Source organism: Pseudomonas sp. YQ_6 (assembly GCF_043103245.1).
GTDB lineage: Bacteria > Pseudomonadota > Gammaproteobacteria > Pseudomonadales > Pseudomonadaceae > Aquipseudomonas > Aquipseudomonas alloputida.
Genome location: NZ_JBICJR010000054.1, coordinates 168,181 through 187,088 on the forward strand (window position 1 = coordinate 168,181; position 18,908 = coordinate 187,088).

At 61.6% G+C, this 18,908-nt stretch carries 20 protein-coding genes; 10 read left to right on the forward strand and 10 right to left on the reverse strand.

Annotated elements, in window-relative coordinates; translation table 11 throughout:
- Positions 1-307: 307 nt before the first annotated feature.
- Both ACF8FG_RS19210 and ACF8FG_RS19215 read right to left on the reverse strand, forming a co-directional pair.
- Positions 308-1,342 (reverse strand): RHS repeat-associated core domain-containing protein, encoded by a 1,035-nt coding sequence (locus ACF8FG_RS19210; RefSeq protein WP_080557789.1) that lies wholly within the window; start codon positions 1,340-1,342, stop codon positions 308-310.
- A 144-nt stretch (positions 1,343-1,486) separates the two neighbouring features.
- Positions 1,487-1,909 (reverse strand): RidA family protein, encoded by a 423-nt coding sequence (locus ACF8FG_RS19215; RefSeq protein WP_014590747.1) that lies wholly within the window; start codon positions 1,907-1,909, stop codon positions 1,487-1,489.
- A 188-nt stretch (positions 1,910-2,097) separates the two neighbouring features.
- Between ACF8FG_RS19215 and ACF8FG_RS19220 the strand changes: the two genes are divergently transcribed.
- Positions 2,098-2,424 (forward strand): hypothetical protein, encoded by a 327-nt coding sequence (locus ACF8FG_RS19220; protein ID WP_014590746.1) that lies wholly within the window; start codon positions 2,098-2,100, stop codon positions 2,422-2,424.
- Positions 2,425-2,468: 44 nt separating this feature from the next.
- Here ACF8FG_RS19220 and ACF8FG_RS19225 read toward each other — a convergent pair whose 3' ends face one another.
- Together ACF8FG_RS19225 and ACF8FG_RS19230 are read right to left on the reverse strand one after the other, a co-directional pair.
- The gene (locus ACF8FG_RS19225; protein ID WP_003247877.1) at positions 2,469-2,681 is read right to left on the reverse strand and encodes a PLDc N-terminal domain-containing protein; all 213 of its coding nucleotides are present in this window, start codon (positions 2,679-2,681) and stop codon (positions 2,469-2,471) included.
- 102 nt (positions 2,682-2,783) lie between these two features.
- Entirely contained in the window at positions 2,784-3,254 is a 471-nt protein-coding gene (locus tag ACF8FG_RS19230; RefSeq protein WP_134697679.1) for an FAD/FMN-containing dehydrogenase, read from the reverse strand.
- Between the two features lie 161 nt (positions 3,255-3,415).
- On the opposite strand from ACF8FG_RS19230, the gene ACF8FG_RS19235 reads away from it, so the two are divergent.
- A complete protein-coding gene (locus ACF8FG_RS19235) occupies positions 3,416-4,423 on the forward strand; it encodes a GlxA family transcriptional regulator (RefSeq protein ID WP_014590744.1) in 1,008 nt (335 codons plus the stop codon).
- A 36-nt stretch (positions 4,424-4,459) separates the two neighbouring features.
- Here the strand turns inward: ACF8FG_RS19235 and ACF8FG_RS19240 are convergent, their stop codons facing one another.
- Positions 4,460-5,143, reverse strand: a complete 684-nt coding sequence (locus tag ACF8FG_RS19240; protein ID WP_014590743.1) for a TetR/AcrR family transcriptional regulator — start codon at positions 5,141-5,143, stop codon at positions 4,460-4,462.
- A 277-nt stretch (positions 5,144-5,420) separates the two neighbouring features.
- Here ACF8FG_RS19240 and ACF8FG_RS19245 point away from each other — a divergent pair, with 277 nt between their 5' ends.
- From ACF8FG_RS19245 to ACF8FG_RS19260, 4 genes are all read left to right on the forward strand, one after another.
- Positions 5,421-6,401, forward strand: a complete 981-nt coding sequence (locus tag ACF8FG_RS19245) for an aliphatic sulfonate ABC transporter substrate-binding protein (protein WP_014590742.1) — start codon at positions 5,421-5,423, stop codon at positions 6,399-6,401.
- A gap of 16 nt (positions 6,402-6,417) precedes the next feature.
- Positions 6,418-7,782, forward strand: a complete 1,365-nt coding sequence (locus ACF8FG_RS19250; RefSeq protein ID WP_392519136.1) for an LLM class flavin-dependent oxidoreductase — start codon at positions 6,418-6,420, stop codon at positions 7,780-7,782.
- 133 nt (positions 7,783-7,915) lie between these two features.
- Entirely contained in the window at positions 7,916-8,752 is an 837-nt protein-coding gene (locus ACF8FG_RS19255) for a bifunctional allantoicase/(S)-ureidoglycine aminohydrolase (RefSeq protein ID WP_003247865.1), read from the forward strand.
- Positions 8,753-8,841: 89 nt separating this feature from the next.
- The gene (locus ACF8FG_RS19260; RefSeq protein ID WP_019436985.1) at positions 8,842-9,441 is read left to right on the forward strand and encodes an START domain-containing protein; all 600 of its coding nucleotides are present in this window, start codon (positions 8,842-8,844) and stop codon (positions 9,439-9,441) included.
- Positions 9,442-9,523: 82 nt separating this feature from the next.
- On the opposite strand, the gene ACF8FG_RS19265 is transcribed toward ACF8FG_RS19260, so the two are convergent.
- Positions 9,524-9,946: an Lrp/AsnC family transcriptional regulator gene (locus tag ACF8FG_RS19265; protein ID WP_010954389.1), complete on the reverse strand. Its 423-nt coding sequence runs from the start codon at positions 9,944-9,946 to the stop codon at positions 9,524-9,526.
- A gap of 187 nt (positions 9,947-10,133) precedes the next feature.
- Here ACF8FG_RS19265 and ACF8FG_RS19270 point away from each other — a divergent pair, with 187 nt between their 5' ends.
- Positions 10,134-11,186 carry an ornithine cyclodeaminase gene (locus tag ACF8FG_RS19270; RefSeq protein ID WP_318081800.1) on the forward strand — a complete coding sequence of 351 codons (1,053 nt, stop codon included), beginning with the start codon at positions 10,134-10,136 and terminating at the stop codon, positions 11,184-11,186.
- A gap of 67 nt (positions 11,187-11,253) precedes the next feature.
- Here ACF8FG_RS19270 and ACF8FG_RS19275 read toward each other — a convergent pair whose 3' ends face one another.
- The 3 genes from ACF8FG_RS19275 to pobA form a co-directional block, all read right to left on the reverse strand.
- The gene (locus ACF8FG_RS19275; protein WP_014590738.1) at positions 11,254-12,135 is read right to left on the reverse strand and encodes a LysR substrate-binding domain-containing protein; all 882 of its coding nucleotides are present in this window, start codon (positions 12,133-12,135) and stop codon (positions 11,254-11,256) included.
- 44 nt (positions 12,136-12,179) lie between these two features.
- Positions 12,180-13,970 (reverse strand): gamma-glutamyltransferase, encoded by a 1,791-nt coding sequence (gene ggt, locus ACF8FG_RS19280; protein WP_019436983.1) that lies wholly within the window; start codon positions 13,968-13,970, stop codon positions 12,180-12,182.
- A 150-nt stretch (positions 13,971-14,120) separates the two neighbouring features.
- Complete coding sequence (gene pobA / locus ACF8FG_RS19285; protein WP_019436982.1) at positions 14,121-15,308, reverse strand: 4-hydroxybenzoate 3-monooxygenase; 1,188 nt, start codon at positions 15,306-15,308, stop codon at positions 14,121-14,123.
- A gap of 172 nt (positions 15,309-15,480) precedes the next feature.
- On the opposite strand from pobA, the gene ACF8FG_RS19290 reads away from it, so the two are divergent.
- From ACF8FG_RS19290 to ACF8FG_RS19300, 3 genes are all read left to right on the forward strand, one after another.
- Positions 15,481-16,359: a helix-turn-helix domain-containing protein gene (locus tag ACF8FG_RS19290; protein WP_014590735.1), complete on the forward strand. Its 879-nt coding sequence runs from the start codon at positions 15,481-15,483 to the stop codon at positions 16,357-16,359.
- Between the two features lie 75 nt (positions 16,360-16,434).
- Positions 16,435-16,833, forward strand: coding sequence for a MerR family DNA-binding transcriptional regulator (locus tag ACF8FG_RS19295; protein ID WP_003247847.1), 399 nt, complete (start codon positions 16,435-16,437; stop codon positions 16,831-16,833).
- A 19-nt stretch (positions 16,834-16,852) separates the two neighbouring features.
- The gene (locus ACF8FG_RS19300) at positions 16,853-17,752 is read left to right on the forward strand and encodes a hydroxymethylglutaryl-CoA lyase (protein WP_070383972.1); all 900 of its coding nucleotides are present in this window, start codon (positions 16,853-16,855) and stop codon (positions 17,750-17,752) included.
- A 533-nt stretch (positions 17,753-18,285) separates the two neighbouring features.
- Here the strand turns inward: ACF8FG_RS19300 and ACF8FG_RS19305 are convergent.
- Positions 18,286-18,804, reverse strand: coding sequence for an MgtC/SapB family protein (locus ACF8FG_RS19305; protein ID WP_014590733.1), 519 nt, complete (start codon positions 18,802-18,804; stop codon positions 18,286-18,288).
- Positions 18,805-18,908: the final 104 nt, after the last annotated feature.

The window sequence follows — 18,908 nt, forward strand, 5'->3', positions numbered from 1 at the left end:
GATTGTTGTTATAGCGGCATTTAGTCAGGACCGGCACCGATATACAAGGAAGAATCCACCGTGAGGATGGCACCGGCTACGCCGGTGTTCGCGGGTAAACCCGCGCCTACGTGCGACCGCGCCGGCTTTTCAGGTTTTAAGCAAGACAGTTGCTTCCACCGGTGCAGCGCGTACCTAAAACTTTCGCGATTCTATGCATGCCCCAACACACAAATTCGCTCTATGAGCTATCTGAAACCTGACTAAACGTAATATACTCGCCCCCACCTGCTGCAATAGAGTACCCAGACCCGCTGACCACTACAAATCAATCAGAACGCCAACTGGTAGCCCCCCTCTTATCACGAATTCTGCGGAGTGCACGTGAAATATTATCTGCAACCCTGTCAGCCGTTGAATGCGCCGGCTGAAGTTTACTACCCCTAAGCGCTCCCCGCACATTAATACCAGCAGCCATAGCATCGATCGTAATGGTTCGCAGCTCACGAGACTTCTCTAGATCCAAACCCCAAAAAACATACCTACTCTTAGCATTGAAGCTCCTAAGTTCTTCAATATCGGTGTTATCAAGCTTCTGGCGCCTATAGATCCAGCAGTCCGAAGCCACCGTACCTTTTCCTGCTCTCATACCAGCCATCGAGGATGACGTTACCTGACCAGAGCTTGATGCCTGACCACGCTGCAGGCTACCTTGTACAGGTGCGCCTGAGGTGTTCCAACCCGGCTGCCCATTCAATATGTCTTGCACTGTTTCATCCATGAGCGATGACGACATGTAAAAGCCTTCGCTACTACGTCTTGGCCTTTTTTCAACCCTCCCCGACACAATGCGATTCATCTTCGCCTCTGACTTGAGCCCAGGCAGGCTGTTTGACCTCAATCTTGGTGAATGCCCATCGGGGTCACTGACGTTGACCGGATCGTTCATACAGTAGGCGTAACAGTTCAATCCACCTGCGCCAAAGGGGCAGAAACTGTCCGGACTGTAAAAACGCATCAAGGCAGGGTTATAGCTGCGATAGCCATTACCGAGTAAATACTGGCTGTTCACCAGCAAGTGCCCATTGAATGCTGGCCGGTGCGGAGGAATGTCATGGGGGGTGTGATAGCCATAAGCATTGTAGGCAACCGACTCACGCTGCGCCTGAGACTTGACCACGACCACTGTCTGCACTCCGTCTGTAGCCAATAACGCCGTGCGTGTAGATTCTTGCTCTAGCCGCGTTTCGGCTAATACCTCAGGTTGCGCTCTAACGCACACCATGGCTGATGTACCCGATAAAGCTGTATGAACTTTATCCTGTTGTAAGAAAAAGTGCGTAACTTTGTCAAAGTCGACCATCTGTTAGCTCCCGCATGTCGCTCTGAATCTTAGGCGCTGATACAGATAAAACAACTGGTAAAACTAACAGGGCACTGCCTTATGGCACCGGCTACGCCGGTGTTCGCGGGTAAACCCGCTCCTACGGGCGACCGCGCTGGCTTTTCAGGTTTTGAGCAAGACAGCGGCTACTGCTTCGATCTCCACCAGCATGCCGTCCAGTGCCAGCCGGGGCACCGGTATCAGCGTGCAGGTCGGTTTCATGTGCGCCCCCCAGGCCCTGTCGGCTTCGGCCACCCATTGGTGCAGCCGTGCTTCGGAGTGTTCGACAATCAGCAGGGTCAGCTTGAACACCTGGGCCAGGCTGGCACCTTTCGACGCCAGGGCCAGCTCCAGGTTGGCCAGCGCCTGGCGGGCCTGTTCGGCGAACACGGGTGACAACTGGCCCTGGCTATCCTCCCCACCCTGACCGGCGATGAACAGCAGACGGCTGTCAGCGCGCACTTCGGCGACATGGGAGTAGGCATTGCCACTGGGGTCGTAGAGGCCTTCGGGGTTGCTTAGCTGGAATGCGTTTGATGGGGTCATGACAAGCCCTCGCTCGGTGGGAAGAGCGCAGGAGTATCGGACCTTAAGTTAACTCGAGGTCAAGCGCAAAGTAGGACATTTCGTACAAAGCATCGTCATGCCAGAACCACGCGTGTGTTTGCGCCGTGGCTGTCAGGCCGTAGATTGCAAAGCCCGGCATGGAGGCCTGTAACCAACGGGGAATACCGATGAGCAAATTTGATTTTCAGCTGGCTTACACCATCAAGCCACACAACCCTGCATACGATGAAACCGATGCGGCACAGGCACGTCTGCACCTGCGGGAAAAGCTCGGTCTGGACACCGTTGAGCACATTGAGACCACGCTGCTTGGCATGATCACGCTCAATGGCCCCACCCGCGCTGACCGCAAGCGGGAAGCTGAAAAGCTGGTCCGCGATTACATCCATGACGCGCTCAAGGAACTGCGCGTACTGTCTACCGTGAAGTTCTACGGCTGCCTGATGGTGGACGGGCTGGGTCCTGCCATGCGTTTCGACATCCTGCCCAAATGACCCTCGACGGCCTCAGGCGCCCCCGCGCCCGAGGCCGCAAACCGTCATTTTTCCTGCAACACCGCCCTGCCCTTCACCGCCCGCGGCCCGCGCCAGGCCCAGAACAGCAAACCTGGGAATGGTGCGTAGACCACGAAGACGATCCACAGCATCTTGCGCTCGGCGCGCCGTTCACTGCCGATGATGTGCCAGATGGCCCAGATCTCCAGCAGAATGACCAAGGCCGCGATGATGATCCAGATCGTACCGATTTCCATGAGCGCTCTCCCAATGGCATGTATTGGGTTGGGTTGCTGCAAGCGCTGAGGGTTCAGATTGATTTGACTCACCGCGCCTCTTTGCAGACGCGGCGATAGGCCTCATTGCCGTGGTGCATTCTCCAGTGCAGCCTTCAACGCTGCTGCATCGGTGAACGCCCGTTGGCTGACCAGCACGCCCTGCTGCAGTTGCAACCACTGCACCTGGCCCTCCTGCCCGGGGTAACGGCTGGCCACTCGCCCATCACGGTCGAGCAGCACCCGGTAGCTGTAATCGCGCATGGCCGGGACCGCGAACAGTTTGCTGATCAGCGCAGGCATGCGCTGAATGTCGGCCACGAATACAGCGGCCCGTGCTTCCAGGTAGCCCTTGGGCTGCTCGGCCAGTGCCGCCTTGACCAGCTTGGCACCGTCCATATCGCGCGCCACTAGCAGAATCTGCGTGTCGGCAACAAGGCTGTAGGCCTGGTCGTACTGGTCGAGCAGCGTGAACGGGGCGAGCTTGTCGCCCTGCTCCAGGGCGTTGGCCAGCAACGGCAACAGGCTGAGCAACACTACAGCGGCATATCTCATCAGGGGCATCCTCAATGACGGAACGTCAGCATAGCGGTATGGCACCAGGACAGGCTGGTTTGCCTGAACACGACCTGTAATACGACACAGCCACCCGGGAGATTGTCTTTCCTCCGGGCACCGTCCACACTCTGCGAGCCAGCCAGGAAGCGGAGTTCAGAGTGCCCACGCCACGCCAGTTCAGCCAAAAGACCAGCACCAGCAACATGCTACGGCTCAAAACAAGCAGCGCCAATGCCCAGGCGCCCTATCGGGTCGACTTTATCCTGCTCGAACACTTCTCGATGGCCAGTTTCACGGTGGCCATGGACGTACTGGTCACGGCCAACCTGCTACGTGCCGACAGCTTCCGGTTCACCCCGCTGTCGCTGGACGGCGACCGGGTGCTCAGCGACCTGGGACTGGAACTGGTAGCCACCGAGCTGTCCGCTGCGGCGCTGAAGGAACTGGACCTGTTGGTGGTCTGTGGCGGCTTGCGCACACCACTCAAGTACCCGGAACTCGATCGCCTGCTGAACGATTGCGCTGCCCACGGCATGGCCTTGGGCGGCTTGTGGAACGGCGCCTGGTTCCTTGGCCGTGCCGGGGTGCTGGACGACTACGGTTGCAGCATCCACCCCGAGCAACGTGCCAGCCTGTCGGAGCGCAGCCCGCAAACCCGCATCACCCCGGCCAGCTTTACCCTCGACCGTGACCGCCTCAGCGCCGCCAGCCCCAATGGCGCCATGGAGCTGATGCTGGGCCTGGTGCGCCGGCTGTACGGTGATGGCCTGGCCGAAGGCGTCGAGGAAATCCTGTCATTCTCCGGTGCGCGCTACCGCCAGGTGGGTCCTGGGGCGAAGAAGTCCATGAGCCTGCACCTGCGCACCATTGTCGAGCTGATGGAGAACAACCTCGAGGAAACCCTCAGCCTCGACCAGTTGGCCGCCTACAGCGGGCGCTCGCGGCGACAGATCGACCGCCTGTTCCAGGCCCAGCTGGGCACGTCGCCCCGGCGCTATTACATGGAGCTGCGCATCACCAAGAGCCGCCGGCTGCTGCAGTACTCCGACCTGTCGGTGATGGAAGTGGCGGTGGCCTGCGGGTTTGTCTCGGTGTCGCACTTCAGCAAGTGCTATGCGGCGTATTTCGGCTACCCGCCGTCGCGCGAGCAACGGCTGGGCGAGTGACCCAGGCTTCGAGTCAGCCCAGGCGCTCGAGCAATCTCAGGTACGGGGCTCGAGCTGGATATACCGCAACACCGCATCACAGATCATGGCTTTGTGGCGCAGCTTTATTTGCTCATCAGACAGGTCGATCTGGAAGATCTCGCCAAACGTATGGCGGTTCGACACCCGGTAGAAGCAGAACGAGCTCATCAGCATGTGCAGGTCGATGACCTCGATGCCGGCGCGGAACACGCCTTCCTGAACGCCACGGCGCAGAGTGTTGCCCAAGGCCTCCAGCACCAGGCTGCTCATTTCGCGAATGGCCGGCGACTGCTTGACGTACTCACCATAGTGGATGTTTTCGGTGCAGATGATGCGCACGAAATCGACGTTGCGGTCATGGTGATCGAAGGTGAACTCCACCAGCCGGCGGATCGCCTGCTCAGCCGGCAACGACTCCAGGTCCAGGCTCTGCTCGGTCTTGCGGATATCCCCGTACAACTTCACCAGGCACTCGCAATACAGCTGCTCCTTGCTGCCGAAATAGTAGTAGATCATGCGCTTGGAAGTGGCGGTGCGTTCGGCAATGGCGTCGACGCGGGCGCCGGCCAGCCCCTGCTGAACGAACTCGCTGATGGCGGCCTGGAGGATGTCCTCGCGTGTTTTCTCAGGGTTGTTCTTGCGCGTTTTGCGCACCCCTTCGGTTTCAGGCTGGCCGAGGCCGACTACGGAATCACTCATACCCACTCACAGGCTGTTTATTGGAATGCGGGGGATTATCCGTTAGCGCGGCCATGCAGGGAAGCACGCTGTTGGTCGGGTAGCCATCATGCCTTGGCCATTGGCAAGCCTTTCGCGCCCCATAACCCCTCCTGCAACGATAGACGCCAAGCCAAAAAACAAAAGGATATAAAAATAACAAATCAATCTAACAAATCGGAATATATAAATTGAAAGCCAAACGCCACCTCCTTAGTCTGGGCAGATCGCCTCTCACCCGATTCAAGGAGCAATGCCCATGCCCAAACATGCCTTCTCCCCACTACGCCGTCTGCTGATCGGCGGTTTACTGGCCAGCGTCGCCAGCGCCCTGCTGCCCTGGTCCGAAGCCATTGCCGACGACGCCAGGACACTGCGCATCGGCTACCAGAAATTCAACAGCATCAACATCCTCAAAGGCAGCGGCGCCCTGGAGAAGGCCCTGGCACCGCAAGGTGTGAAGGTCAGCTGGCATGAGTTCGCCGCAGGCCCCCAGCTCCTGGAGGCACTGAGCACCGGCGCCATCGACCTTGGCCACGCAGCCGATGCGCCCTCGGTGTTCGCCCAGGCCGCAGGCAAGCCTGTGGTCTACCTGGCCGCCGAACAACCCTACCCACGCGGCATTGGCCTGGTCGTGCGCGAGCAGGACTACCTGGCCAGTGTGCAGGACCTGAAAGGCAAGCGCGTGGCCACCGGCCGCGGCTGGAATGCCCAATACCTGCTGGCCGTAGCCCTGCAGCAGGCTGGCCTCAGTTACAAGGACATTACCCCCGCCTACGTCAACAATGCCGCCGATGCCGTGGCCGCCCTGCAATCGGGCAGTGTGCAGGCCGTGACCCTTTGGGACCCGTTCCTCGCCGCCGCAGAAAGCCAGCCAGGGTTGAAGAACCTGCGCGACGGCAGCGGTCTGTCCAACAACCGCACCTTCTACCTGTCCACAGCCCGCTATGCCGACCAGCACCGTGCACTGCTGAAAACCTTCTTTGCCGAGCTGGGCAAAGTCAGCCAGTGGGCCAACGCCAAGCCCGCCGAAGTTGCCGCGCTGCTGGCACCGCAGCTGGGGATCAGTACCCAGGTGCTGGAAGTGGCCAGCGAACGGCGCAACTACAACGCCGTCGCTATCACCCCGCAGATCGTTGCCGAACAACAGAAGCTGGCGGACACCTTCCAGGGCCTGGGCCTGATTCCACGCAAGCTACAGGTGGCCGACGCGGTCTACCCGGCTTCCGTGTTGCCTTGAACGGAGCGCGCTGACCATGCCTCGCCCGATCCGCTTCAACGCCTTCAGCATGAACGCTGCCAGCCACCAGTCCCCTGGGCTGTGGCGCCATCCGCGCAACACCAGTGTGGCGTTCAACCGCCTGAGTTACTGGACCGACCTGGCCCGCCTGCTCGAGCGCGGCCTGTTCGACGCCCTGTTCATCGCCGATGTGCTGGGTATCTACGACGTCTATCAAGGCAGCCCGCAAGCCGCCCTGCGCGGTGGCGTGCAGGTGCCGGTCAATGATCCGCTGCTGCTGGTGCCGGCAATGGCCGGGGTGACCGAGCACCTGGGTTTCGGTGTCACCTTTTCGCTGACCTACGAACACCCCTACCCCTTCGCCCGGCGCATGTCCACGCTCGACCACCTGAGCAATGGCCGGGTCGGCTGGAACATCGTCACCGGGTATCTGGACAGCGCTGCGCGCAACCTCGGCCTGGCGCGTCAACTGGGCCACGACCAACGCTACGACCTGGCCGAGGAATACCTGCAGGTGCTGTACAAGCTGTGGGAGAAAAGCTGGGACGACGACGCCGTGCTGCTAGAGCGTGCAAGCGGGCGCTATATCGAACCCTCGCGGGTACACCCGATCAACCATGTGGGCGAGCACTTCCAGGTGCCCGGCATGCACCTGTGCCAGCCGTCGCCGCAACGCACCCCGGTGTTGTTCCAGGCCGGGGCGTCGGTACGCGGTCAGCAGTTTGCCGCACGGCATGCCGAATGCGTGTTCATCAGCGGGCCAACGCCGACGGTGCTGCGCCGCTACGCCGACGGCATCCGCCAGGCCTGCGAAGCGGCCGGGCGTGGCCGTGACGAAGTGCTGATCTACGCCCAGGCGCTGTTGATCATCGCCCCCACGCGGGAAGAGGCCCAGGCCCGCTTTAACGACTATCGCCGCTATGTCGACCTGGACGCTGCCCTGGCGCTGCTGTCAGGCTGGACCGGTATCGACTTTGCCGGCCTCGACCCTGATGCACCGATCGAGTACGTCGAGAACGATGCTGGCCGTGCTGCGCTGGCAGCCTTTACCGCCGCCGACCCCACTCGCCGCTGGACCGTACGCGAAGCCGCCGAGTTCGTTGGCCTGGGCGGTCGCGGCCCCGTGCTGATCGGCGCTGCCAGCGAGGTGGCCGACCAGCTGGAAACCTGGCTGGACCATACCGGCATCGACGGTTTCAACCTGACCTACGCCGTGCAACCGGACGACCTGGCCAATGTAGTCGACCTGCTGGTGCCCGAGCTGCAACGGCGCGGCCGCTACCCGCTGAGCTACACCGAGGGCCCCCTGCGCCACAAGCTGTTCGGCCGCGGCGGCCAGCTGCCCGAACGGCACGTTGGGCGCCAGGTCAGCATTCAGTGATCAAATACCGGGTATTCCAACATTTAATTTGTGGATGGCACGTACTCGACCCTATTCTGTGGCCACATCCCCTGCGCCGCACCGGCCGGTGCGGTTCAAGGCATGGGGAGAGAACAACAAGTCGAGATCGTCCATGTCGAACCATTCGTACTTCGCCCCCCACGGTGGGCACCCGGCTCAAACCGAGCTGCTGACTGACCGTGCCATGTTCACCGAAGCCTATGCCGTCATCCCCAAAGGCGTGATGCGTGACATCGTCACCAGCCACCTGCCCTTTTGGGACAAGATGCGCATGTGGGTCATCGCCCGCCCGCTGACCGGTTTTGCCGAAACGTTCTCCCAGTACATCGTCGAACTGGCCCCGGAAGGCGGCAGCGAGCGCCCTGAGCTGGACGCCGATGCGGAAGCCGTGGTGTTCATCGTCGAAGGCGAACTGGACATCACCGTCGAAGGCAAACACCACACCCTGGTACCTGGCGGCTACGCCTTCCTGGCCCCAGGCGCCGAGTGGAGCCTGCGTAACAACAGCAAGTCCAACGTCACCTTCCACTGGCTGCGCAAGCACTACCAGAAGGTTGAAGGTCTGGACGTACCGGAATCCTTCGTCACCCACCGCGACAACGCCACCGTCATCGAGATGCCGGGTACCGAAGGCCGCTGGAAAACCACCCGCTTTGTCGACATGGCCGACATGCGCCACGACATGCACGTGAACATCGTCACCTTCCAGCCGGGCGGTGTGATTCCGTTCGCAGAAACCCACGTGATGGAACACGGCCTGTACGTGCTGGAAGGCAAGGCGGTGTACCGCCTGAACCAGGACTGGGTCGAAGTGGAAGCCGGCGACTTCATGTGGCTGCGCGCCTTCTGCCCGCAAGCCTGCTACGCCGGCGGCCCAGGCAACTTCAGCTACCTGCTGTACAAGGACGTGAACCGTCACGTACACCTGACGCTGAACCCCAAGCGCTAAGCCCAGGCTGATGCCCGCAAGCCCGCCAGCCTGGCGGGCTTTCTGTTTGCCGCGCATACTGAAATACCCACCCTTGCAGGGTACCGGCCATGAACCGCTGCCTGCTGATTGCGACCTTGCTGCTGTGCACCTCTGCCCTGGCCACCAATGGCTGGAATCTGGCCTACGACCGCGAAGGCATTCGCGTGTACCTGAAAGACCCAAGCGCCTCGCCCTACCAGCAGTTTCGTGGTGTCAGCACCATGAAAGCCAGCGTGCGCACGCTCACTGGCCTGCAGGATAACCTGCGCGTAGCCTGCAAGTGGCTGTACGCCTGTGACCAGATGCGGCTGCTGGATGTGGAAGGTGACAGCACCTGGATATACCTGACCACCAACCCACCATGGCCGACGAGGCCGCGGGACATCGTGCTGAAAGTGACCAGCGAACGCCTGGCCGACGGTACCCTGGTGCGTCACCTGAGCGCCGAGCCCGACAGGATCCCCAACGTTGACGGACTGATCCGGGTACGGCACCTGAGTGGCAAGTGGCGGATGAAGCCGCTGGGTGAACGGGTGACCGAGGTGACCTACCAGTTGCAGGCCGCCCCTGCCGGGGATGTGCCGAGTTGGCTGGCCAACCGGTTCATGGTGGATACAGCGGTGGTCACGCTGCGTACGTTGCGCGCGGTGGCTGAGCGCCAACCTTGAAGTGCCGGCAGGCCGCAGACCGACTGCAGCAGGGCCGGCAGCCTTTTATGCAGTACACCTGGCAAAAGGCCTGGCTCAGCGGTCACATCTTGTAGGTCGAAAGCAGGATGCTGGTCTCGGTGTTCTCGATATGCGGGATCGAGCGGATGGCGTTCAGCGCCCGGTCGAACGCTTCGAGGGTGTCGGCGCGCAGCTCTGCCATCAGGTCCCAGCGGCCATTGGTGGTGTGGATGGCCACTACATTGGGATGCCCGCGCAGCGCGTGCTTGACCTCTGCGGCATGGTGGCCGCTGATGCCGATGCTGGTGATTGCCCGCACCCCCTGGTCCAGCGCATCGGAGCGCAAACGTACCGTGTAACCGATGATCACACCTTGTTCTTCAAGCCGGGTGATGCGGTTGTGCACCGTTGCCCTGGCCACCTTCAGCTTCTTCGCCAGGGTCAGCACAGGGGTACGTGCGTTGTCCCGCAACAGTGCAATCAGTTCCCGATCGATCGTGTCCATAAGCCTGCCAAATAATCAGATTGCTACGTTGGGTTAGCAGATTGTCCAGAAGCCTGACAAAACTGACAACCTGCATGCTTCCGATTGACGCAACCTGTCATCAAAATGTTCATGCGGCTTCACTTCGATAATCCCAAGCGCTTACCCCGCACTGCTGGGCAAGCGCACAATAACAAGGTGCAAGAGCATGACGTATTTCATTGATGTTCCAACCATGTCGGACTTGGTGCATGACATTGGCGTAGCGCCGTTTATTGGCGAGCTTGCCGCTGCCCTGCGGAACGATTTCAAACGCTGGCAGGCGTTTGACAAGTCCGCGCGCGTTGCCAGCCACTCGGAAGTGGGCGTGATCGAACTGATGCCGGTCGCCGACAAAAGCCGCTATGCCTTCAAATACGTCAACGGCCACCCGGCCAACACTGCACGCGACCTGCATACGGTGATGGCCTTCGGTGTGCTGGCCGATGTCGACACCGGTTACCCGGTGCTGCTGTCCGAACTGACCATCGCCACCGCCCTGCGCACCGCAGCGACTTCGCTGATGGCAGCCCAGGCACTGGCCCGCCCGAACGCGCGCAAGATGGCGCTGATCGGCAACGGTGCGCAAAGTGAATTCCAGGCCCTGGCCTTCCACAAGCATCTGGGCATCGAAGAAATCGTCGCCTATGACACCGACCCGCTGGCCACCGCCAAGCTTATCGCCAACCTCAAGGAATACAGCGGCTTGACCATCCGCCGGGCCAGCTCGGTAGCCGACGCAGTGAAAGGCGTGGACATCATCACCACGGTGACGGCCGACAAGGCCTACGCCACCATCATTACCCCCGACATGCTGGAGCCTGGTATGCACCTGAACGCCGTGGGCGGTGACTGCCCAGGCAAGACCGAGCTGCACGCCGATGTGCTGCGCAACGCGCGGGTGTTCGTCGAGTACGAACCACAAACCCGTATCGAAGGTGAGATCCAGCAGCTGCCAGCGGACTTTCCGGTGGTCGACCTGTGGCGCGTACTCTGCGGAGAAACGGAGGGCCGCCAAAGCGACAGCCAGGTCACTGTGTTCGATTCGGTGGGCTTCGCCCTCGAAGACTACACCGTACTACAGTACGTACTACAGCAAGCCGAAAAGCGCGGGATGGGTGCCAGGATCGACCTGGTGCCGTGGGTTGAGGACGACCCGAAAGACCTGTTCAGCCACACCCGAGGCCGCGCTGGCAAAAGGCGCATCCGACGGGTTGCCTGACATTGAATCGGGCTGGACGAAAGTGTGTGGGCTTTGTTTCATGTGCAAGCGCATCGCCCACAGATCGTCAGATCCCACCGCCCGCCAGCAACTGCGTCATCACCTCAGCCAACGCCTTGACCATCACATCCGCCGTCGGCCGATGCACGATGACGATCTCATAGCTGTCGACCTCCGGCAGCCCTTGCCCGCCCCCCAGCACCCTGTGCTCGCCGGTGGCCGCCCTGGGTGGCAGCAGGCTGATACCCATGCCATCGGCGACCGCAGCCTGGATGCCACTGAGGCTGGAACTGGTAAAGCTGATGCGCCAGCGCCGCCCCATGCCTTCGATGGCGTTGATCATGTCCTCGCGGTACAGGCCGCGCGGCGGAAAGGTGACCAATGGGATCGGGTCCAGCTCGAAGGCGGGCGTGCGCGCGCTGTCGATCCACTGCAGACGCTCTGGCCAACAGGCCACGCCCTCACGGCTGTTGCGCCGCTGCTTGAGCAGCACCAGGTCAAGTTCGCCATTGTCGTAGGCCTGGCTCAGGTCACGGCACAAGCCACTGGTCACTTCGAGCTTCACCTGTGGGTGCAGCCGGCTGAATGCCGACAGCGCATTGGTGGTACGCCCGCCAACGAAGTCCTCGGGCACGCCAAGGCGTACCGTGGTACCCACCATCGCCCCGGCCAGGGCTTCAAGCATCTGGTCGTTCAGGGCCAGCATGTGCCGGGCATAGCCGAGCAAGGTCTGCCCGGCGTCGGTCGGCAGCACGTCACGGTTGCCCCGCACCAGCAGGCGGTGGCCGACCATGTCTTCCAGGCGGCGCACCTTCTGGCTGATCGTCGACTGGGTCGAATGCAGCCGCGCGGCAGCGGTGGTAAAGCTGCCGCAGTCTGCCACCACGACAATGGCGCGCAGCAGGTCGAGGTCGAACAGAGCCCTATTCGATTTAACGCTGATAGACATCTTGGTATTCAACTACTGAATGGCAAGTCTGCGTTCTATCACGGCTAGTCACCGAGGGCCACTCCTTCCCGCCGAGGATCGGCACCGCCTGACCAACCCTCGCCGCTGCGCTGGATGATCTGCATGCCGCTGGTCATGGTCATCGGTGTCACCTCATGGCCCCAGGCTGCCAACTGGCGGATCAGCGCCGGGCTGCTCAGCCCTGCTTCCACTTCGGTGCCGGCATTGCGGCTGCCGAAGTTGGGCAGACCGGCGGCCTGCTGGGGGTCGAGCTGCCAATCCAGCAGGCCGATCAGTGCCTTGTTCACGTAACCGATGATCTGCGAACCACCCGGCGAACCGAGGCTCGCGACAAACTCGCCCGTGGCACGCGAGAACACCAATGTTGGCGCCATGGCCGACAGCGGCCGTTTGTCCGGCTGCACCCGATTGGCCACCGGCTTGCCGTGCTCGTGGGGGATGAACGAGAAGTCGGTCAGCTGATTGTTGAGCAGGAAGCCCTTGACCATCAGGTGCGAACCAAATGCGGCCTCCACCGAGGTGGTCATGGCCAGGGCCTGGCCGCTGTCATCCACCGCACTGAGGTGAGAGGTGGAGATGCGCAGTGGCGAGCGGTCGGGCGCAAGCGCCAGGTCCGCTCCTTGCGGCTGACCCGGGTGGGCGCGCTTCATGCTGTGCTCGCCGATCAGCGCCGCGCGGCTGGCCAGATAAGCAGAATCGGTCAGGGCCTTGACCGGGACGGGCACGTAGTCGCTGTCGGCCAGGTACTGAGCGCGGTCGGCGTAGGCCAGGCGCTCGGCCTCGGCGATCAGGTGCACGGCCAACGGCGGGGCCTCCAGGCGGGCGGGGGACGACGTGGCCAACGGTCGCAGCGCTGCCAGGTCGCGTTGCGGCGCGGTGCGCTGCACGGCTTCGAGCAGGCCCAAGGTCTGCAGCACGGTCACCCCACCCGAAGACGGTGGCGGCATGCCGCATATTTGCCAAGCCTTGTAGGGGCCGCACAACGGCTCGCGCTCCTTGGCCTGGTACTGCTGCAAGTCCTGCAACGACAGATACCCGGCATTGGCATGGCCACGCACCTTGGCGACGATGGCTTCGGCAATTTCACCGCTGTAGAACACCTCGGGCCCCTGAGCGGCGATCTGCTCCAAGGTATGTGCCAGCTCAGGGTTGCGCAGGATCGTACCCACGGCCAGCGGCCTACCCTGTTCATCCAGGAAGTAACGGGCCATTGCGGGTGAGCGGGCAATATAGGGGTCCCCGGCCAGTAGCGTGTGCAGGCGCTCGGAAACCGCGAAGCCGTTGCGTGCCAAGGCGATGGCCGGGGCGAACAGGGTGTGCCAGGGCAACTTGCCGTGCTGCTCGTGGGCCTGTTTCAGGGCACGCAGCACCCCGGGCACACCCACCGAACGCCCACCGATCTGCGCCACCCGGAACGGCATGGGTGTGCCATCGGCTTGCAGGAACAGTTTTTCCGTCACCGCCGCAGGTGCTGCCTCACGCCCGTCGAATGCCTGCACGCGCTTGCCATCCCAGTACAGGATGAACGCCCCGCCACCGATGCCACTGGACTGCGGCTCGACCAGTGTCAACACCATTTGCATGGCGATGGCGGCGTCAATCGCACTGCCGCCGGCACGCAACATCGCCCGCCCCGCTTCACTGGCCAACGGGTTGGCTGCGGCGACCATGTGCCGGCTGGCGGGCACCGGCTGCAAACCGCTGCGGTAGCCGGAGGCCAGTTCCGGTGGGGCGGGCAATACCTGGTCGGCACCGGCCCAGTTACTGGTAACCAGCAGGCACAGAGCGCCGATCAGCGGGGTGGGGTATTTCATCGTCATGCATCCTGCCATCACCTGTTCAGCGAAGCACTGTCGGTCATACCCAGTCTCGACTTCAAGCCTTGGTGTAATTACCGGCAAGCCATTCGCTGACCAATGCAGCCCTTGCTCTCTGCGTGAGTGCCAGGTATGCGCAATGACAGATCAGGTCACTTCTTCGAACGGCAGCCCCACATAGTTCTCGGCAATGTTCGCCAGGCCCGCCGGCGAGGTCAGGAAGTACTCGCGGTCAGCTTCCTGCATCTTCTGGTCCCAGGCATCCTTGTGGCTTCCGAAGTCATGCAGCAGTTGGGTCATGAACCAGCTGAAGCGCTCGCCCTTCCACACGCGGCGCAGGGCCAGCGGCGAGTATTGCGCAAGCAGGTCGACGCGCCCTTCGTGGTACACCTTGACCAGAATGCGGTACAGGTAGTTGACGTCCGAGGCCGCCAGGTTAAGGCCTTTGGCACCGGTAGGGGGAACGATGTGCGCCGCGTCACCCACCAGGAACAGGTGACCATACTGCATGGGTTCGACCACCAGGCTACGCAGCGGCGCAATGCTTTTTTCCAACGCGGGGCCTGTGACCAGGTCCGCCGCCACCTCGGCGGGCAAACGGGCTTTCAGTTCGTCCCAGAAACGCTCGTCAGACCACTCCTCGACACGATCCTGCAAAGGTACCTGCAGGTAGTAGCGGCTGCGTGTTTGCGAGCGTTGGCTACACAGCGCGAAACCGCGCGCATGGTGGGCGTAGATCAGCTCGTGATTGACCGGCGGTGTGTCCGACAGCAGGCCCAGCCAGCCAAACGGGTAAACCCGCTCATACTGCTTCAGCACGCCCTCCGGAATGCTCTGCCGCGAGATGCCGTGGAAGCCGTCGCAGCCGGCGATATAGTCGCAGTCAACCCGCTGCACCCGGCCATCCTTTTCGAACGTCAGGTAGGGCTTCTCGCCTTTCAATTCATGCGGCTGAACGTTGGCGGCTGAATAAATGATCGGCGCACCACTGGCTTCGCGGGCCTGCATCAGGTCACGGGTGACTTCGGTCTGGCCGTAGACCATCACCGTCTTGCCACCGGTCAGCGCCTTGAGGTCCAGGCGTTGACGGCGCCCGCCAACCAGCAGCTCGACCCCCTCGTGCACCAGGCCTTCACGGTCCATGCGCTCGGCCACGCCGGCCTCGCGCAGCAGGTCGACCGTGCCTTGCTCCAGCACGCCGGCGCGGATGCGGCCTAGTACGTACTCGGCGGTCTGGCGTTCGACGATGATGTTATCGATACCGGCCTTGTGCAGCAGTTGGCCCAGCAGCAGGCCAGACGGACCTGCACCAATAATTGCAACCTGAGTTTTCATTGTTGTTGTCTCTGTTCGGACGATACCGGCCTAGGACTGGCAGCGGGGCGGCATCTACTGTTAGGGTTTGCCATTGCATTTTTACTGGCAGAAAACGCCGCTTAAGTGTGCTATTCCATAAAAAACCTGCACTTTTACGAAAAGCGTTCGATTAACGGACAGGTCAACCCTGATGAAATCCACCCTCCCCGGCGTCCCGTTGTTCAAGCTGTATGGCGAAAATCAGGCCTGGCCCGGCACCGACCTGCTGCACTGCGAATCGATCCCGGCACGCAGCCGCCTGCATCACTGGGAGATCAAGCCGCACCAGCATGCCGAGCTGTTCCAGCTGCTGTATGTACAGCGTGGCCAGGCCCAGGTGGCGATCGAGGGGGTGCGCAGTGCCATCGGCGAAGCGGCGATCCAGGTCGTGCCACCGATGACCGTGCATGGCTTTCGCTTCAGCGCCGATATCCAGGGCTATGTCCTGACCTTTGGTACTGCCCTAGTAGCGAACCTGGAACAGCGGTTGGGCGCGCCACTGACGGTGCTGGCACAACCTGCGTGTTATCCGTTGGGCCCTGACCGCGTGCACCTGCGCAGCCTGGTCGACACCTTGCAGCGGGAGTACCAAGGCAACGCCCCGGCACGCGCAGCGATGCTGGAAGCGTTGGTGACCGCGCTGATGGTGTGGATCAGCCGCCGTCAGCAGCAAGGGCAGGCACCGCGTAACCGTGATGAACGTGACCGGCAGTTGCTGGGGCAATACTTGCGCTTGGTCGAAGCGCATTACCGCGAACATCTGTCGGTTGAAGACTTTGCCGCGCGGCTTAACGTTCCGAGCTTGCAACTGAACCAGCTGTGCCGGGCGCTGAGTGGCCAGACTGCGTTGCAGGTGGTGCACCAGCGGTTGTTGCTGGAGGCGCGGCGCAACCTGATCTACACGCGGATGAGCATCGGGCAGTTGTCGGATAGCCTGGGGTTTACCGACCCGACCTACTTCGCCCGGTGGTTCAAGCGCTTGAGTGGGCAAACGCCCAATGGGTATCGCAGATCAGGGTTGTCGGAATAATCCTTGGCGGCCTCTTCTTGACGTATACGTCAACCTGCCCTCAGGATATCCGCACACCCCACGCCGAGCCCGAGCATGAGCACTCAGACCTACAGCATCTCCGACCTGTCCCGCGAACTGGACATCACCACCCGCGCTATCCGCTTCTACGAAGAACAGGGCCTGCTCAGCCCTGAGCGTCGTGGCTTGGAACGTATCTACTCACCGCGCGACAAGGTCAGCCTGAAGCTCATCCTGCGCGGCAAGCGCATCGGCTTTTCCCTGGCCGAGTGCCGCGAGCTGATCGAACTGTACGACCCCACCAGCGGCAACCTCAAACAGCTCAACAGCATGCTGGCGAAGATCGCCGAGCGCCGCGCCCAGTTGGAGCAGCAGATGCTGGACATTCACCAGATGCAACTGGAACTGGACACCGCCCAGGAACGCTGCGAACAAGCCCTGGCCGCCACCCTGAACAACAAAGACAACCGCTGAACGCCACAGGAAACCCGCCATGTCCTTGCCCAAACACGTCCGCCTGGTCGAAGTCGGCCCCCGCGACGGCCTGCAGAACGAAGCCCAGCCCATCAGCGTCGCCGACAAGGTACGCCTGGTCAACGACCTCACCGAAGCGGGCCTGACCTATATAGAAGTGGGCAGTTTCGTGTCACCCAAGTGGGTGCCACAGATGGCCGGCTCTGCCGAGGTATTCGCCGGCATCCAGCAGCGCCCCGGCGTGACTTATGCCGCACTGGCGCCGAACCTGCGTGGCTTCGAGGACGCCCTGGCTGCCGGGGTGAAGGAAGTAGCGGTGTTCGCTGCAGCCTCCGAAGCGTTCTCGCAACGCAATATCAATTGCTCGATCAGCGAAAGCCTCAAGCGCTTCGAACCCATCATGGACGCTGCGCGCAGCCACGGCGTGCGCGTGCGCGGGTATGTGTCGTGTGTGCTTGGCTGCCCTTACGAGGGCAAGGTCAGCGCCGAGCAGGTGGCCCCGGTAGCCCGCGCCCTGCACGACATGGGCTGCTACGAGGTCTCGCTGGGTGACACCATCGGCACCGGTACCGCAGGCGACACCCGACGCCTGTTCGAGGTGGTGTCGGCCCAGGTACCGCGCGAGCAGTTGGCCGGACACTTCCATGACACTTACGGCCAGGCCTTGGCCAACGTCTATGCCAGCCTGCTCGAAGGCATCAGCGTATTCGACAGCTCGGTAGCCGGGCTGGGCGGCTGCCCTTACGCCAAGGGGGCTACTGGCAATATCGCCACCGAGGATGTTGTGTACCTGCTGCAGGGGCTCGGCATTGAAACCGGCATCGACCTGGGCCGGCTGATAGCCGCCGGCCAGCGCATCAGCGACGTGCTGGGCCGCGACAACGGGTCGCGGGTAGCACGGGCGTTCAGCGCACGATAGGTCACACGGGTGTCACATTGGTGTGGGTGAAGTGTTACCTCCCGCACATTTCACAGCAAAAAATCGGGTAACAGGGAAACAAATCGGCAGAATTTCAGGCTGGGCGGTGTCGACCAAAATTCTTAACTCATTGATTTTAAAGGGTTTTCAAAAGTTGGCACGCACCCTGCTATATCTCTGGTACAACAACAAAAAAAACGCGATACCCAATAAAAACAACAGGTAACGGCTCTGACATAACAAGAACAACACGGCAGAGGCGTAGCAAGCAGATTTTTTTGGAGTCGACACGCTTTTCAGGGGTTCGCCCCGCGGTCTGGCACAGAACAATAAAAACTACCTCAAGGTAGCGGCAGCCAGGTTCGGATCAGCAATGATGAAAGCAGGTCAGCGCTCAAAAAAATACGTTTGCTCTTGACCCCGCATGGGGGTCGCCCGCAACACCAGGACAAGCCGACAAAAACAACAATAGGCCGGTCCCAATAATAAAAAAAGAGCAGGCAACAACGCTTTGAGGGGAGCTTCGGCTCCCCTCAGTGCTTCCTGCCCTCTTCCTCCTTCTGCTTCTCCTCATCCTGCCCTTCGACCTTCTCCACCAGCAACGGCATCGTGCCCAGTACCAGCAGGGCCAGTACCGTGCTGATCAACGCCGTGGCTTCGCGCCCCATGCCAGCCGCCGTACCGATGGCAGCTGTCATCCATAGCCCGGCAGCGGTCGTCAGGCCCTTCACATGGCTCGTGTCCTGGCCGTTACCCTTCAGAATGGTACCCGCACCGAGAAAACCGATACCGGCAACGATGCCTTGGATCACCCGACTGAGTGCCTGTTCGTCGGACCCCGCCATACTGGGCGACAGAACGAACAGGGCGGCCCCCAGCGACACCAGCATATGGGTACGCACCCCGGCAGACTTGCCCTTGTGTTCGCGCTCGAAGCCCAGTACTGCGCCGAGCACAGCAGCCATCAGCAAGCGCACAAGGATTTGCGTGACCTCGCGCTCATCGGTGACATCGGCGAATTCCGCCTGGATTGCTTGCCAGATGACGTCCATCGCAGTTGTTTCCCTTGCTTGAGCTCTATGAATCCGCCTGCCACGTCGGCAGGCCTGCCCTATGCAAGGTTGACCGTCACACGTACTGCAAAGTGCCGCTCAGC

Excerpts from the sequence above, each read along its gene's own strand:
- ACF8FG_RS19210 (WP_080557789.1), bottom strand. The coding sequence starts at position 1,342 with ATGGTCGACTTTGACAAAGTTACGCACTTTTTCTTACAACAGGATAAA.
- ACF8FG_RS19215 (WP_014590747.1), bottom strand. The coding sequence starts at position 1,909 with ATGACCCCATCAAACGCATTCCAGCTAAGCAACCCCGAAGGCCTCTAC.
- ACF8FG_RS19220 (WP_014590746.1), top strand. The coding sequence starts at position 2,098 with ATGAGCAAATTTGATTTTCAGCTGGCTTACACCATCAAGCCACACAAC.
- ACF8FG_RS19225 (WP_003247877.1), bottom strand. The coding sequence starts at position 2,681 with ATGGAAATCGGTACGATCTGGATCATCATCGCGGCCTTGGTCATTCTG.
- ACF8FG_RS19230 (WP_134697679.1), bottom strand. The coding sequence starts at position 3,254 with ATGAGATATGCCGCTGTAGTGTTGCTCAGCCTGTTGCCGTTGCTGGCC.
- ACF8FG_RS19240 (WP_014590743.1), bottom strand. The coding sequence starts at position 5,143 with ATGAGTGATTCCGTAGTCGGCCTCGGCCAGCCTGAAACCGAAGGGGTG.
- ACF8FG_RS19245 (WP_014590742.1), top strand. The coding sequence starts at position 5,421 with ATGCCCAAACATGCCTTCTCCCCACTACGCCGTCTGCTGATCGGCGGT.
- ACF8FG_RS19250 (WP_392519136.1), top strand. The coding sequence starts at position 6,418 with ATGCCTCGCCCGATCCGCTTCAACGCCTTCAGCATGAACGCTGCCAGC.
- ACF8FG_RS19255 (WP_003247865.1), top strand. The coding sequence starts at position 7,916 with ATGTCGAACCATTCGTACTTCGCCCCCCACGGTGGGCACCCGGCTCAA.
- ACF8FG_RS19260 (WP_019436985.1), top strand. The coding sequence starts at position 8,842 with ATGAACCGCTGCCTGCTGATTGCGACCTTGCTGCTGTGCACCTCTGCC.
- ACF8FG_RS19265 (WP_010954389.1), bottom strand. The coding sequence starts at position 9,946 with ATGGACACGATCGATCGGGAACTGATTGCACTGTTGCGGGACAACGCA.
- ACF8FG_RS19270 (WP_318081800.1), top strand. The coding sequence starts at position 10,134 with ATGACGTATTTCATTGATGTTCCAACCATGTCGGACTTGGTGCATGAC.
- ACF8FG_RS19275 (WP_014590738.1), bottom strand. The coding sequence starts at position 12,135 with ATGTCTATCAGCGTTAAATCGAATAGGGCTCTGTTCGACCTCGACCTG.
- ggt (WP_019436983.1), bottom strand. The coding sequence starts at position 13,970 with ATGAAATACCCCACCCCGCTGATCGGCGCTCTGTGCCTGCTGGTTACC.
- pobA (WP_019436982.1), bottom strand. The coding sequence starts at position 15,308 with ATGAAAACTCAGGTTGCAATTATTGGTGCAGGTCCGTCTGGCCTGCTG.
- ACF8FG_RS19290 (WP_014590735.1), top strand. The coding sequence starts at position 15,481 with ATGAAATCCACCCTCCCCGGCGTCCCGTTGTTCAAGCTGTATGGCGAA.
- ACF8FG_RS19295 (WP_003247847.1), top strand. The coding sequence starts at position 16,435 with ATGAGCACTCAGACCTACAGCATCTCCGACCTGTCCCGCGAACTGGAC.
- ACF8FG_RS19300 (WP_070383972.1), top strand. The coding sequence starts at position 16,853 with ATGTCCTTGCCCAAACACGTCCGCCTGGTCGAAGTCGGCCCCCGCGAC.
- ACF8FG_RS19305 (WP_014590733.1), bottom strand. The coding sequence starts at position 18,804 with ATGGACGTCATCTGGCAAGCAATCCAGGCGGAATTCGCCGATGTCACC.